Raw genomic sequence first — 12944 nt, forward strand, 5'->3', positions numbered from 1 at the left:
GCTTCCCCGGCGCGCCCGGCGGGTACGGCCCCGACGTGGACGCCCTGGAGGGCTTCGCGCGGACGTTCCTCGCGGCCGGGTTCCGGGTCGCGGGCGAGGCGGGGCACGATCCGCTGGGGCTGATGGAGTGGTACGCCGGCGGGATCGCGGCCGGCACCGACCCGCACCACCCCGACCGGTGGGTGCGGCTCGACGAGCACGGGCAGGCCAAGGTGGAGGCCGCCTCCATCGCGCTGGTCCTGCACCTGACCAGGCCGTGGCTGTGGGACCGGCTGCCGCCCCGCGTGCAGGAGCAGGTGGTGGACTACCTGGCGCCCGCGGTCGGGGCGGACTACCCGCCGATCAACTGGGTGTGGTTCCAGATCGTCGTGGAGCAGTTCCTCGCCTCGGTCGGCGGGCCGTACGCGCAGGAGGACATCGACGCCGGGCTCGCCCTCGCCGAGAGCTTCGAGCGGGCGGACGGCTGGTACGCCGACGGCTCCGAGCGCGCCTACGACCACTACGCCGGCTGGGCGCTGCACTTCTACCCGCTGCTGTGGAGCGAGATGGCGGGCCGCGCGCCGGACCCCCGCTACCTGGCGCGCCTCGAACGGTTCCTCGACGACGCCGTGCACCTGGTCGGCGCCGACGGCTCGCCGCTGATCCAGGGCGCAGCCTCGCCTACCGCTTCGCCGCCGCCACGCCGTTCTGGGTCGGCGCCAGGGCCGGGGTCGGCTCCCCCGGGCTGCTGCGGCGGGCCGCCTCCGGCATCGTGCGGCACTTCGCCGAGCGCGGCGCGCCCGACGAGGACGGGCTGCTCACGCTGGGCTGGCACGGGCCCTACCGGGGGATCGCGCAGGACTACTCGGGGCCCGGCTCGCCGTACTGGGCGGCGAAGGGCCTGTTCGGGCTGGCGCTGCCGGCCGACCATCCCGTGTGGACCGCCGTGGAGGAGCCGCTGCCCGTCGAGACGGGCGACTTCACCCGCGTCGTACGGGCCCCGGGCTGGCTGGTCAGCGGCACCCGGGCGGACGGCGTCGTCCGCGTCGTCAACCACGGCACCGACCACTCGCACGAGGGCTCCGACCTGGCCGACGCGCCCCTCTACGCGCGGCTCGGCTACTCGACGGCCACGTTCCCGCTGCTGACCGGCGACCCGCTGGACCAGTCGGTGGCGGTGCTGGACGAGAAGGGGCGGGCCAGCCACCGCACCGGCTTCACCGCCGGTCCGGTGCGCGCCCTGCCGTCGGGCACGCTCACCGGGTCGTCGCGGTGGCGGGCGCACTGGGGCGGGCAAGGGCCCGGCCCCGACCACGGCTACTCCCGGGCGGGCGCCGGGATGCGGCACGGGCCGGAGGTGGAGGTCGTGTCTCTCGTACGCGGGGCGTGGGAGGTGCGCCTGACCCGGTTGATCGGCCAGCCGCACAGGCTACGGATGGGTGGCTGGCCCTCGCCCGAGGGCGGCCCCGCCACGCGCGTGCACGGCGGGCCCGGGCTGAGCGAGGCGGGCACGGAGGTGGCGGCCACGCCGCTGGGCGAGCGGACGCTGGTGCCATGGTGCGCGACGCCCGGCGCGGCGGAGCCCGGCCGCTGGTACGCCGCCGCGCTGCTGCTGGGCGACGGCGACCAGCCGCCCGTGATCGACGACCGGAAGGTCACCTGGCCGGACGGGACGATCGACGACCTGCCCGAGACCGTGACGCTTTCAGGTCTGTCGAAGTGATCTCCCTGGCCGATCGGGCGTTGTTAGCTTGGCCGACGTCTTGATCAGCCCATCGGGAGGAAACCCACTATGTCGTTCGGCCGCATGACCCGTCCCGTCGGCCTCGGGCTGGCGGTCGCCCTGGGCGCCACGCTGTCCCTCGGCGTCGCCACGGCGCAGGCCGCCACCGCCACCGCGAAGACGTCGGCCACGGAGACGGCGGCCACGAGCGTCGCCGCGCAGCGGGTGAAGGTCTACGAGCTGGTGACGAAGGACGGCGGCTTCTTCTACACCGCCAGCGAGTCGGAGAAGCAGGACGCGATCACCAAGCACGGCTGGTCCACCACGCAGACGCCGCTGTACTACATCGCGCGGGCCCCGTTCGCCGGCGGCAAGCCGCTGTACCGGCTGCGCTGGGCGAAGAAGGCGTCGTACATCGTGACCGCCTCGGTGGCGGAGCGGGAGCGCCTGGTGACCTCGGGCGAGTTCCGCTACGAAGGCATCCTGGGGTACGCGCCCGGCAGCGCGGACGCGGGCGGCGATGTGAAGATCTTCCGGCTGTCGAACAACAACAAGTGGCGGCTGGCCATCGAGTCGCACACCGAGAAGATCCTCGCCAACGAGCCCGGCTGGAAGCTCGACGGCCCGCTGCTGAGGCAGTTCAGCACCGGCAGCTGAGCCGTAGGCCCGTAGGGGCTTCCACCGCACGGGTGGAGGCCCCTTCGTCGTGTCCGGGGCCGTGCCTACGTGCGGCGGAACAGCTCCAGCAGCTCCTCGGCGCGGTGGGTGCGGCCCACCCACACCTCCCTGCCGCGGCGCTCCCTGGTGATGAGCCGGGCGGCCCGCAGCCGGTCGCAGTGGTAGGTGATGCTGCTGGGCGCGATCTGCATGTCGGCCGCCAGCATGCTCATCGTCTTGGGCCGGGCCACGGCGCACAGCAGGTCGGCGCGTACCTGGCCCATCAGCGCCGACAGCTCGTCGCGCGCCGGGGCGGCGGGCCGGCGCCACAGGGTGGCGGCGCCGGGCACCGGGTAGGCGATCCAGACGGCCTCGCGGTCGTCCAGGCTGAGGATGAGGGCGTCCTTGCCGGCCAGCATCGGCACCAGGACGATGGGCCGCTCCCCTAGGTCGTGGGTGCCGGCGTCGGCGCCGGAGACGAGCAGGCGGTCCCCGCCGTACGTCAGGCGCGGGCTGAGCGTGCCGAGCAGCGCCTCGGGGCCGCCGCGGACGGCCGCCACGCCGACCCTCCTGATCTCCCTGTCCAGCAGGGCGCGGGCGTTGTCCCACAGGGGCGCGGCGGTGTCCCACGCCTCGGAGATCGCGCTCGCGTACCCGTGCAGCCAGGCGGCGGGCCGCTCGGCGGCCGAGCGCCACTGCACGGGCAGCGGCCCGGAGCCGAACGCCTGCTCCAGGTCGGCGAGGAGCCGGCCGGGCGGCAGGTCGCGCAGCGCGGCGAGCTGCTCCGGTACGGTCGCGTCGCCGCGGGCGGGCGTCAGGGGGACGAGGCAGTCGGGGCCCACGGAGGTGCCGGGGGCGGCCAGCGGGCGGACCGCCTGGTGCCCGGGCCGGCCGACGCGGGCGGCGATCGCGTCACGCCAGAGGCCGGGCAGGCCCGGCGGCGGCCGGCGAGGGCGTCGGTGATCAGGGCCAGGGCCGTGAGGTGCGGGGAGATCGAGAGGGACAACTGAGGTGTGGAGGTCACGCGCAGCTCGCTCCACGCAGTCGTGCTGGTTACGTCGGCTCCTTGAGGTCGACTCGATCGGGCAGGGAGTCAACCTATGCCTGACACTTTCTCCTGACTTACAGGCCGATTGCAGAGTTTCGACGGGCTTGTCATCGTCCCGACAGACGGCGTTGTAAGTTATAACGAGCACTTCCCGCACGACAGGACGAACATGGGCGAACCAGCAGCAAAAGGGAACAGGCGTTATGCGATGGCCGTGCTGCTGGCCCACTCGGCGACCACCCAGATCGTGACGTTCGTGCTGCGGCCCACCATGTCGTACCGGGCGATCGAGCTGGACGTGCCGCCCGCCTGGCTGGGCGTGCTCGGCGCCAGCTTCGCCATCGCCCCGCTGCTGCTGGCGCTGCCCGCGGGGCACGCCGCCGACCGGTACGGCGAGCGGCGCATGGCGGTGGCGGGCGCGCTCACGCTCACCGCGGCCGGGGCCGCCTTCCTCGCGCTGGGGGACAGCGTGCCGGGGCTGATCGTGGCCGGGGTGCTGCTCGGCACCGGCCACCTCGGCTGCGTCATCGCCCAGCAGGCGCTGGTCGCCAACACCACCAGGCGCGGCGGCCACGACACCGCGTTCGGCCGCTACACCTTCGCCGCCTCCCTGGGTCAGGCGGCCGGGCCGGTGCTGATCTCCGCGTTCGGCGGCGAGCGGGCCATCCCGGACACCGAGCAGATCTTCCTGTGGTCGTGCGGGCTCGCGCTGCTGCTCGTGGTGCTGGCGGCGCTGCTGCCGCGCAGCCCCCGTCCCGAGACACAGGACCGGGAGGCGGGCGGCGGCCTGCGCGGTCTCCTGCGGCGGCCCGGGCTCGCGCACGCCCTGATCACCAGCTGCGTGGTGCTGGCCGCCGTGGACATCACGCTCGTCTACCTGCCGGCGCTCGGCACCGAGCACGGGCTCGCGGCGGGCACGATCGGCCTGCTGCTGACCGTGCGCGGGCTGGCCTCCATGGTCTCGCGGTTCTTCCTGGGGCGCCTGTCGCGGGCGCTCGGCCGGCGGCGGCTGCTCGTCGGCAGCACGGTCGCCGCGGCCGCGGCCATGCTCCTCACTCCCCTGCCGATGCCGCTGTGGCTGCTGGTCGCCGTGCTGGTCGTGCTCGGGTTCGGGCTCGGGGTGGGGCAGCCGATGACCATGTCGTGGCTGGCCGAGTCGGCGCCGCCCGGCCTGCGCGGGCGCGCCATGTCGCTGCGCCTGGTCGGCAACCGCACCGGGCAGCTCCTCCTGCCGGGCGCGGCGGGGCTGGTGGCGGCCGGGCTGGGGGCCGCGGGCGTGCTCATGATCACGGCGCTCGGGCTGGGCTGGGCCGGCGTGGCCGCCCGCCGCCTACCCGTCGACGGCTGAGCGGGAGGGAAACCCTTGGGGTGCGTCGCTCGTTGTGCCCGATGACGGGAGAACGCCGACCTCTTGGAGGCGCAGCGTGGAAATCACCGGCATCATCTCCGGCCTCATCATCGGCATCGTCATCGGCGCCCTGGGACGGCTCGTCATCCCGGGGCGGCAGCGCATCCCCATCTGGCTCACCATCCTGATCGGCGTGGTGGCGGCCCTCATCGGCACCGCCATCGCGGCCGCGCTCGGGGTGGCGGACACGCGCGGCATCGACTGGATCGAGCTGGCCATCCAGGTCGCGCTGGCGGCGCTGGGAGTGTCGCTGACGGCGGGCATCTACGGCAGCAGAAACCGCGGGTGACCCCGGCCCGGCCACGGGGCACTCCCCGTGGCCGGGCGGCGGGTCAAAGGCCGGCGGCGGGCCGGCGAGGCCGCGCTCGATGCGGCGGCGGGCCGGCGGGGCGGCGCTCAAGCCGGCGGCGGGTCACCAGTCGTCGCCGCCCTCCTCCTCGTCGCCTTCGAAGATCTCCTCCACGATCTCCCCCGCCACGAGGCCGCCCACCACGCCGGCGGCGCCGGCGGCGACCACCGCGCCCATGCCCGCCCCGCCGTGGTGCCCGTGGTGGTCATCGTGGTGACCGTAGTGGGGCTCGCCGTAGTGGTGGCCACCCCCGTGAACGCCGTACTGGGTGAGGCCGTCGAGCCAGCGCCCCAGCTCCCCCGCCCAGTCCGTACGCAGCGCGTCGTCGTGGCTGATCGTGAAGCGGCCGATGGCGTCGCCCGAGTAGTGGCCGGCGCGCTTGTCGGCCTCCAGGACGACCTCAAGGCCGCCGGGGTTGGCGACGAAGGTGACCTCGACCTCGCGCACCCGCCCGGCGTAGTGCCCGGTGGGGTAGAACTCGATCTCCTGGTAGAACGGCAGCTCCTGCGCGACCCCGTACAGGTGGCCGGCCTCCAGGTCGGCCGACTTGAAGGCGAAGCCGAGCTGCAGGAACGACTCGAGGATGCGCAGCTGCGAGGGCAGCGGCTCGACGGCCACCATGTCGAGGTCGCCCTTGTCGACGGCCTTGGCGATGGCCAGCTCGGTGCGCACGCCGACGGCCATGCCGCGCAGCGGCTGCCCGGCGATCTCGCTGATGGGCGCCTCCCACGGGACGGGGATGCGGAAGTCGATGGTGCGGTCCTCGCCCTTGCGCAGGGTGAAGGGGCCGGAGACGCGGACGCTGCCGAACTCGCTGAGCCCGGCGCTCTCACCGCCTCCGTGCTCGATCTCCACCCGGGCGACGAGGCCGAGGGTGACGTGCTCGATCTCGGCGTCGAAGTCGCCGCCCTTGAGCCGTACCTCTCCTTCCAGCGTGCCGCCCGGCCGGGTTCGCGGTGTGGACAGGACGGTGTCCACCGAAGGCGCGCCTACCCCGAACGCACCCAGCATCCTCTTGAAGACCACGGCTCTTGTTCTCCTGTCGAACGAAGATCGAAACGTGTGACGCCCGCGTCAACGATCGGCCGTGGGGCGGAGTTCCTCGGGGCGCTCTCTCATAAGGAGCTGGTCCAGCTTGGCGTTGACCGCGGCGAGCTCCTGCTTGACGGCTTCGAGCTCGGGCGGGGTGTCGCTCTCCTCGTTCATGGCGTTGACCACGACCGCGATGAACAGGTTCAGCGCGACGAACGTGGACATGAGGATGTAGACGATGAAGAAGATCCACGCCCACGGCTTGTGCTCCATGACCTCCTGGGCGACGTTCCCCCAGTCGTCCCCCGTCATGATCTGGAAGAGCGTGAACAGCGAGCGCGGCAGCTCGTCGAAGCGCTCGGGCACGATGTCGCCGAAGAGCTTGGTGGCGATGACGGCCGCGATGTAGATCATCAGGACGAGCAGCCCGATGATGGAGGCCATGCCGGGCACGGCGGCGAGCAGCGCGCCGACGACGCGGCGCATGCTGGGCACGGCCGAGACCAGTCGCAGGGCCCGCAGGATGCGCAGGGCGCGCAGCACGGACGTGGGGCCGGAGGCCGGGATGAGCGCGACGGCGACGATGATCGCGTCGAACCAGTTCCAGGGGTCCTTGAAGAACGCCTTGCGGTAGGCGTACAGGCGGGCGGCCAGCTCCACGGTGAAGATGGCCAGCGCGACCCGGTCGATGGCGTGCAGCAGGCCGCCGGCCCGCTGCATCAGGTAGGCGCTGGTCTCGCAGCCGATGGTGATCGCGTTGACGACGATGACCAGGATGACCGCCCGCTGCACGAGGCGGCTCTCCAGGACGGCCCGGACGCGTTCTTGCCGAGACAACGATCACCCCTCCGAATGATCGTTGATCATCGTAGGGACGCGCGGGGCCGGGGCCCCCGGCAAAGGTCAGGCTGAGACGTGGATCACAGACCGCCACCGGCCCTGACCCGCTCGACGAACCCGCACACGTGCGCGCGCAGCAGCTCGGCGGCCTCGGCGGCGGAGCCCGCCTCGGCGGCCCGCAGGATCTCGCGGTGCTCGTCGGCCTCCGCCTCCCAGGTGGGCACCCGCTCCCAGGCCGCCGCCGAGATGAGCGCGGTCTGGTCGCGCAGCGAGTCGAGGGTGCTGACGAGCAGCGGGTTGCCGCAGCCGGCGTAGAGGGCGCGGTGGAAGTCGCGGTTGGCGAGGCTGCGCTCGGCGCGGTCGGCGGCGGCGTCGGCGCGGCGCAGCGCCTCGGCGGCCGGGGCCAGGTCGGCGCCGCGCTCGACGGTTCGGGTGACCGCCTCGGGCTCCAGCAGCAGGCGCAGGTCGTAGACCCACTCCATGAGCGCGTCGTCCACGGTGCGCACGGTGGCGCCCTTGTACTCGCTCATCGTCACGAGCCCGGCGCCGGCGAGGGTCTTGAGCGCCTCGCGCACGGGTGTCTTGGACACGCCGAGCTGCTGGGCGAGCTCGGTCTCGACGAGCTGACGGCCGGGCGGGAGTGCGCCGGTCAGGATCGCGTGCTTGATCGCCTCAAGGACGACCGTGCCGCGCGAGGACAGCGATCGGGGCTGTCCGGAGAAGACCGGGGACGCCATCACCTCACTCATGCGATGAAAGATATCGTACATCGCATCTCGTATATGACCGCTGTTTGGGTTACAGTCCCGTTAATTAGGACTTCACCCATGTCAGGAAGGGGAAACCCGTAACCGCGCCGTCCGGTGTGGCCCGCGGCCACGGACCACACCGGCGAAGCGGCTCCGTTCACTCGAACACCCGGACCGGACGGATCCCCGTCAGGACGCCGTTGGCGCGGCGCCCGGCGGGCTCACGAGCCGGCGGCCCGGCGTGACCACTGCACTGACCTGCAGCCTGGAGCTCGAATGCAGTCTAACTCCGCGACACCCGCCCCGGCGGTGCCCGCGACCGCGCGACGCGCACGGTCCCGGCTCCGCTGGACGATCATCACGATGTCCGGCCTCGGCCTGACCATCGCCTACCTCGACCGCTCCGCCCTCAGCGTCGCCAGCACCTACATGCAGGACGAGCTGGGCTTCGACCAGACCGTGAAAGGGATCCTGCTCAGCTCGTTCTTCTGGACGTACGCGATCTTCCAGCTGCCCTCCGGGTGGCTGCTCGACCGCTTCGGCCCCCGCCTCATCTACCCGATCGCCGTCGTGTGGTGGTCGTTGTGGACGGCCGCGACGGCCCTGGCCCACGGCGTCGGCACGCTGCTGATCACCCGGCTCGGCCTCGGCATCGGCGAGGCCCCCGTGCAGCCGGCCAACATCAAGGTGGTCGCCACCTGGTTCCCGCGCAGGGAGCGGGCGCTGGCCTCCAGCCTGTTCGACACCGGGCAGCAGGTCGGCGTGGCCCTGTCCGTGCCGGTCGTCACCGCGCTGATCGCCGCCTTCGGGTGGCGCGCGGCGTTCGTGGTGATCGGCGTGGCGGGCCTGTTCTGGGTGATCGGCTGGTGGATGATCTACCGCTCGCCGCGGGAGCACCCGCGCATCTCGCAGGCCGAGCTCGACTACATCGAGGGCGGCGACGCCGCCGTGCCCGAGAGCGGGCCGCGCATGCGCTGGGTGGAGCTGTTGCGCTACCCCACCGTGTGGGGGCTGGTGCTCGGCTACATCTGCCGCTCGGCGACCGGCGCGTTCTTCCTCACCTGGTATCCGAGCTACCTGGTCGAGGACCGCGGCTTCTCGATCCTGGAGCTGGGCGTGTTCGGCTCGATCCCGTCGCTGCTCGCGGTGGGCGCCACGATCGCGGGCGGCGCGTTCTCCGACTGGCTGGTCCGCCGCGGCGTGCCCATCGCCCGCGCCCGCAAGCTGCCCATCATCACCGGCATGCTGCTGGCCTCGTCGATCGCACTGACCACGTTCGTGGACGGGAACGTGGCCGTGATGGTGCTGCTGTCGATCAGCAACTGCGCCCACTCCTTCGCCGGCGCCGCCATCCTCAGCCTGCCCGTCGAGGTCGCCCCCGCCCCCTCGGTCGTCGGGTCGGTCGCCGGCTTCCAGAACTTCGGCTCGCAGATCGGCAACATCGTCAGCCCGATCCTCATCGGGTTCTTCCTGACGCTGAGCGGCAACTCCTACACGGGCCCGATGCTGTTCGCCGGGGTGATGGCCATCCTGGGCACGCTGATCTACGGATTCGTGGTGAAGGTCAGGCCGCTGAACGAGAACATCCCCGCAGAGAGCAGAGGTTGAGCCGAGGTGCAGTCCCTGATCGAGAAGCTGAACGACGTCGCGGCCGTCACCGTGACGCCCTTCGACGCGGACGGCGCCGTCGACCTCGACGCGAACGCCAAGCTGGTGCGCCGCCTCGTCGACGCCGGCGTCAAGGTGATCACGCCGAACGGCAACACCGGCGAGTTCTACGCGCTCACCCCCGACGAGCGGCGCCGGATGCTGGAGTCGACGGCGCGGGCGGCCGGCGGCGACGCGATCGTGCTGGCCGGGGTCGGGCTCGACGCGTTCTCCGCGATCGAGGCGGCCCGGCACGCCCGCGACCACGGCGCCCGGGCGGTGATGGTGCACCAGCCGGTGCACCCGTACGTGGCGGCCGAGGGGTGGGTGGACTACCACCGGCAGATCGCCGAGGCCGTGCCCGACCTGGGCGTGGTGCCGTACGTGCGCAGCCCGCGCATCACCGGCGCGGAGCTGGCGCGGCTGGGCGAGGCGTGCCCGAACGTCGTCGGCGTCAAGTACGCGGTGCCCGATCCGGTGAGGTTCGCGTCGGTGGCGCGGGATGCCGGGTTGGCGCGGTTCGCGTGGTTGTGCGGGCTGGCGGAGCCGTACACGCCGGCGTACTGGGCGGTCGGCGCGCGCGGCTTCACCTCCGGGCTCGTCACCGCGGCGCCCGGGCTGACGCTGCGCATGCGCGACGCGCTGCGGGCCGGCGACCAGGCCGCCGCCATGGAGGTGTGGGAGCTGATCAGGAGGTTCGAGGAGCTGCGCGGCACGGACGCCTCCGCCGACAACGTGGCCGTGGTCAAGGAGGCGCTGGCGCAGCTCGGCCTCTGCCGCCGCGAGGTGCGCCCGCCGAGCCGGGCGCTGCCGGCCGCCGTACGGGAGGAGGTGGCCGCGATCCTGGCCGCCTGGCACGAGAAGGGGATCGCGTGAAGATCACCGCGTTGCGGACGTACATGCAGCGGGTGGACGTCCGCCCGCGCCTGCTGGTGAAGGTGGAGACCGACGAGGGGGTGTCCGGCTGGGGCGAGGCGTACAACCACGGCCCCGACCACGCGCTGATCCCGGTGCTGGAGTACATGTTCCAGCAGATCGAGGGCGTGGACCCGCGGCGGGTGGAGTACGTCGTGCGGCGGCTGCTGCAGGAGGCGCGCTTCCCGCCAGGCGCGATCGGGCTGGCCGCGATCGCGGCCATCGACCAGGCGTTGTGGGACATCTCGGGCAAGGCGGCCGGCTTGCCGGTCTACATGCTGCTCGGCGGCAACGTCCGCGACCGCGTGCCCGTCTACTGCGGCGTCTACACCGCGCCCGACCCGCCCGCCTGCCGCGACCTGACCCAGGAGCTGCACGACCGGTACGGTTTCACCGCGTTCAAGCTCAGCCCGTACCGGCGCGACCTGTACGCGGGCCGCTGGGGCAACGTGGTCAAGGAGGCGGCCGACTACTTCGCGCAGATCCGCTCGATCCATCCGGACGAGTGGGAGTTCGCGTTCGAGGCGCACGCCCGCATCTTCGAGCCGCGCCAGGCGATCCAGCTCGGCAACGCGCTGGCCCCGTACGACCCGCTGTGGTTCGAGGAGCCGATCAGGCCGGAGTACATCCCGGCCTGGGGGCACCTGCGCGCCCAGCTCCAGGTGCCGCTGGCGACCGGCGAGTCGCTGTTCCTGCCGCAGGACTTCCTGGCCCTGCTGACAGCGGGCGGCGCCGACATCGTGCAGCCGGACGTGTGCGTGGTCGGCGGGCTGGCGCAGATGCGCAGGATCGCCACGATCGCGGAGGCGCACTACGCGAGCGTGGCCCCGCACAACCCGATGGGCCCGCTGGCCACGGCGGTGAACGTGCACTTCGCCGCCGCGCACCACGGGCTCAAGCTGGTCGAGTACAAGCCGTGCGAGACCACCTGGTGCCCCGACCCGTACCTGCCGGTGGACGGGTACCTGGAGCTGCGCCCCGACCGGCCCGGCTGGGGGGTGGAGATCGACGAGTCGGTGCTGGGCGCCGACGACTACGTGCGCTGGGAGCGCGTCCTGCCGATCCGGCCGGACGGCTCCACGGGGTACGTCTGAGTCAGGCCGCTGGAGCGCTCGCGGGGCCGCCGGTCAGCGGGCGCTCCACTTGATCTCGTACGCCTTCAGCGTGTACTCCTTGCCGTCCACCGTCGTGGTGACCTCGCCGTCGCTGGTGTTGACCAGCAGGAGCCGCTCCGGCTGGGCCAGCACCTTGACGGAGGGCTCGGAGGAGGTGACGGGGTCGAGCCGCACGCCGGCCGGGAAGTACGTGACGAAGTCGCTCAGCAGCCGCCCCGACTGCGTCTCGGAGCCGCTGCGCGGATCCCACAGGCAGCCCTTGCAGGCGCCCTCCTTGGCCTGCGGGTTCCAGTAGAGCGCGGTCGCGGCGCCGCTGTTCACGAACGCGATCATGGAGGTGGCCTGCACGGCGAGCCGCTTGGGCTCCGCCCAGTTCGTGCTGCCGTCCTCCGGCTCGAAGTACCACTCCGACCACCAGATCGGCATGTCGCCGGTCTTCTCCCGCAGCCACTTGGTGACGTCGGCGAACTTGTCGACCGCGCCGAACTCGTCCGGGAGCTGCTCGTGCGCGTCGGTGACCGAGGCGCCGTCCACCACGATGAAGTCGGCGCCCTTCTTGTTCTCGAACCAGTAATTGAAGGCGTCGAGCACGTTCTGGTTGACGACCCCCCACTCGCCGCGCAGCTCCGTGTCACCCCGCGCGTTGCTGTCGAAGCCGAGGTACGGGCCGCCGACCTGGGCGTCCGGCCGGACCTTCTTCACCGCGTCGTAGACCTTGTTGTACATCTCGGTGTAGCCCTTGTAGTCCGCGGGCTTGGCGTGGTCCTTCCAGAAGCCCTTGAACTCGTTCCACACCATGAAGTACTTGACGTCCTTGTAGCGCTCGGCGACCGCGGCCGCGAGCTTGGCGAAGTCGTCGAAGTGCTCGGGGTAGGGGGCGTCCTCCAGGTGCTCGCCCCACGCCGACTCCTCCGTGGGGCCCTCGGGGCCGCCCTTCATCCAGTCGGGCGCGCAGCACAGCGTGATGACCGGCGTGGCCTTCGACTGCCGCATGAGGTTCATGCGGCTGTCGAGGTCCTCCCAGTAGTACTGGCCCGGGTACGGCTCGGGGTTCAGCGCGCCGAAGCCCATGATGTGCTGGTTCTGCAGCATCGGCGTGCGGGCCAGCTCCCCGGCGACGACCTGCTCGAACTCCCGGGTGATGTTGTTGGCGCTGACGCCCGTGTGCGTGAAGCCCCAGCGGGGCCAGCCCTCGTCCACCTTCGGCGGCGTGGCCGCCTGGCTCTGCGCCGGAGTCTCCGCCGCGGCCTCGGTCGGCCGCTCGGTCGGCCGCTCGGCCGGCGGCCCCTGCTCCGCCACGCCGACGCTGCCGCACCCGGCCATGATCCCGGCCATCGTCACGGCCATCGTGGCGACCCCCGTCGCCCGGCCGAGCCTGCGCCAGAACGATCCCCCGCTAGTCGTTGCCACCCGATTCTCACCCGATTCCACTTTGAGCATGCCGCTCGTAGCGTTCCATGCGTGGGCTAAAGGGGGCATATC

11 protein-coding genes and 1 pseudogene are annotated in these 12944 nt (G+C 72.3%); 7 read left to right on the plus strand and 5 right to left on the minus strand.

Going from position 1 to position 12944, the window contains the following annotated elements; genetic code table 11:
- Positions 1 to 35: 35 nt before the first annotated feature.
- Both KIS93_RS16285 and KIS93_RS16290 read left to right on the plus strand, forming a co-directional pair.
- A pseudogene (locus KIS93_RS16285) lies at positions 36 to 1702 on the plus strand (DUF2264 domain-containing protein).
- 84 nt (positions 1703 to 1786) lie between these two features.
- A complete protein-coding gene (locus KIS93_RS16290; RefSeq protein ID WP_155126471.1) occupies positions 1787 to 2359 on the plus strand; it encodes a hypothetical protein in 573 nt (190 codons plus the stop codon).
- Between the two features lie 65 nt (positions 2360 to 2424).
- On the opposite strand, the gene KIS93_RS16295 is transcribed toward KIS93_RS16290, so the two are convergent.
- Complete coding sequence (locus KIS93_RS16295) at positions 2425 to 3201, minus strand: ArsR/SmtB family transcription factor (RefSeq protein ID WP_186404265.1); 777 nt, start codon at positions 3199 to 3201, stop codon at positions 2425 to 2427.
- A 414-nt stretch (positions 3202 to 3615) separates the two neighbouring features.
- On the opposite strand from KIS93_RS16295, the gene KIS93_RS16300 reads away from it, so the two are divergent.
- Positions 3616 to 4755 carry an MFS transporter gene (locus KIS93_RS16300; protein WP_080036785.1) on the plus strand — a complete coding sequence of 380 codons (1140 nt, stop codon included), beginning with the start codon at positions 3616 to 3618 and terminating at the stop codon, positions 4753 to 4755.
- A gap of 76 nt (positions 4756 to 4831) precedes the next feature.
- Positions 4832 to 5104 (plus strand): GlsB/YeaQ/YmgE family stress response membrane protein, encoded by a 273-nt coding sequence (locus tag KIS93_RS16305; protein WP_080036784.1) that lies wholly within the window; start codon positions 4832 to 4834, stop codon positions 5102 to 5104.
- Between the two features lie 123 nt (positions 5105 to 5227).
- Here KIS93_RS16305 and KIS93_RS16310 read toward each other — a convergent pair whose 3' ends face one another.
- The 3 genes from KIS93_RS16310 to KIS93_RS16320 form a co-directional block, all read right to left on the minus strand.
- Positions 5228 to 6190, minus strand: a complete 963-nt coding sequence (locus KIS93_RS16310) for a sporulation protein (protein WP_080036783.1) — start codon at positions 6188 to 6190, stop codon at positions 5228 to 5230.
- Between the two features lie 48 nt (positions 6191 to 6238).
- On the minus strand, positions 6239 to 7033 hold the full coding sequence (locus KIS93_RS16315; RefSeq protein ID WP_080036782.1) for an ion transporter: 795 nt from the start codon (positions 7031 to 7033) through the stop codon (positions 6239 to 6241).
- An 83-nt stretch (positions 7034 to 7116) separates the two neighbouring features.
- Entirely contained in the window at positions 7117 to 7785 is a 669-nt protein-coding gene (locus KIS93_RS16320; RefSeq protein WP_155126465.1) for a GntR family transcriptional regulator, read from the minus strand.
- Positions 7786 to 8148: 363 nt separating this feature from the next.
- Here KIS93_RS16320 and KIS93_RS16325 point away from each other — a divergent pair, with 363 nt between their 5' ends.
- Genes KIS93_RS16325 through KIS93_RS16335 form a run of 3 tightly spaced genes read left to right on the plus strand, consistent with a single transcriptional unit; the run spans position 8149 to position 11441 of the window.
- Positions 8149 to 9393, plus strand: a complete 1245-nt coding sequence (locus KIS93_RS16325; RefSeq protein ID WP_186404267.1) for an MFS transporter — start codon at positions 8149 to 8151, stop codon at positions 9391 to 9393.
- A gap of 6 nt (positions 9394 to 9399) precedes the next feature.
- Complete coding sequence (locus KIS93_RS16330; protein WP_080036780.1) at positions 9400 to 10308, plus strand: dihydrodipicolinate synthase family protein; 909 nt, start codon at positions 9400 to 9402, stop codon at positions 10306 to 10308.
- On the plus strand, positions 10305 to 11441 hold the full coding sequence (locus KIS93_RS16335; RefSeq protein WP_080036779.1) for a mandelate racemase/muconate lactonizing enzyme family protein: 1137 nt from the start codon (positions 10305 to 10307) through the stop codon (positions 11439 to 11441). Before KIS93_RS16330 ends, KIS93_RS16335 begins: the two co-directional genes overlap by 4 nt.
- A gap of 33 nt (positions 11442 to 11474) precedes the next feature.
- Here the strand turns inward: KIS93_RS16335 and KIS93_RS16340 are convergent, their stop codons facing one another.
- Positions 11475 to 12872 carry a GH39 family glycosyl hydrolase gene (locus tag KIS93_RS16340; RefSeq protein ID WP_222107489.1) on the minus strand — a complete coding sequence of 466 codons (1398 nt, stop codon included), beginning with the start codon at positions 12870 to 12872 and terminating at the stop codon, positions 11475 to 11477.
- Positions 12873 to 12944: the final 72 nt, after the last annotated feature.

The sequence above is a fragment of the [Actinomadura] parvosata subsp. kistnae genome (genome assembly GCF_900323885.1).
In the GTDB taxonomy this organism is placed as follows: domain Bacteria; phylum Actinomycetota; class Actinomycetes; order Streptosporangiales; family Streptosporangiaceae; genus Nonomuraea; species Nonomuraea composti.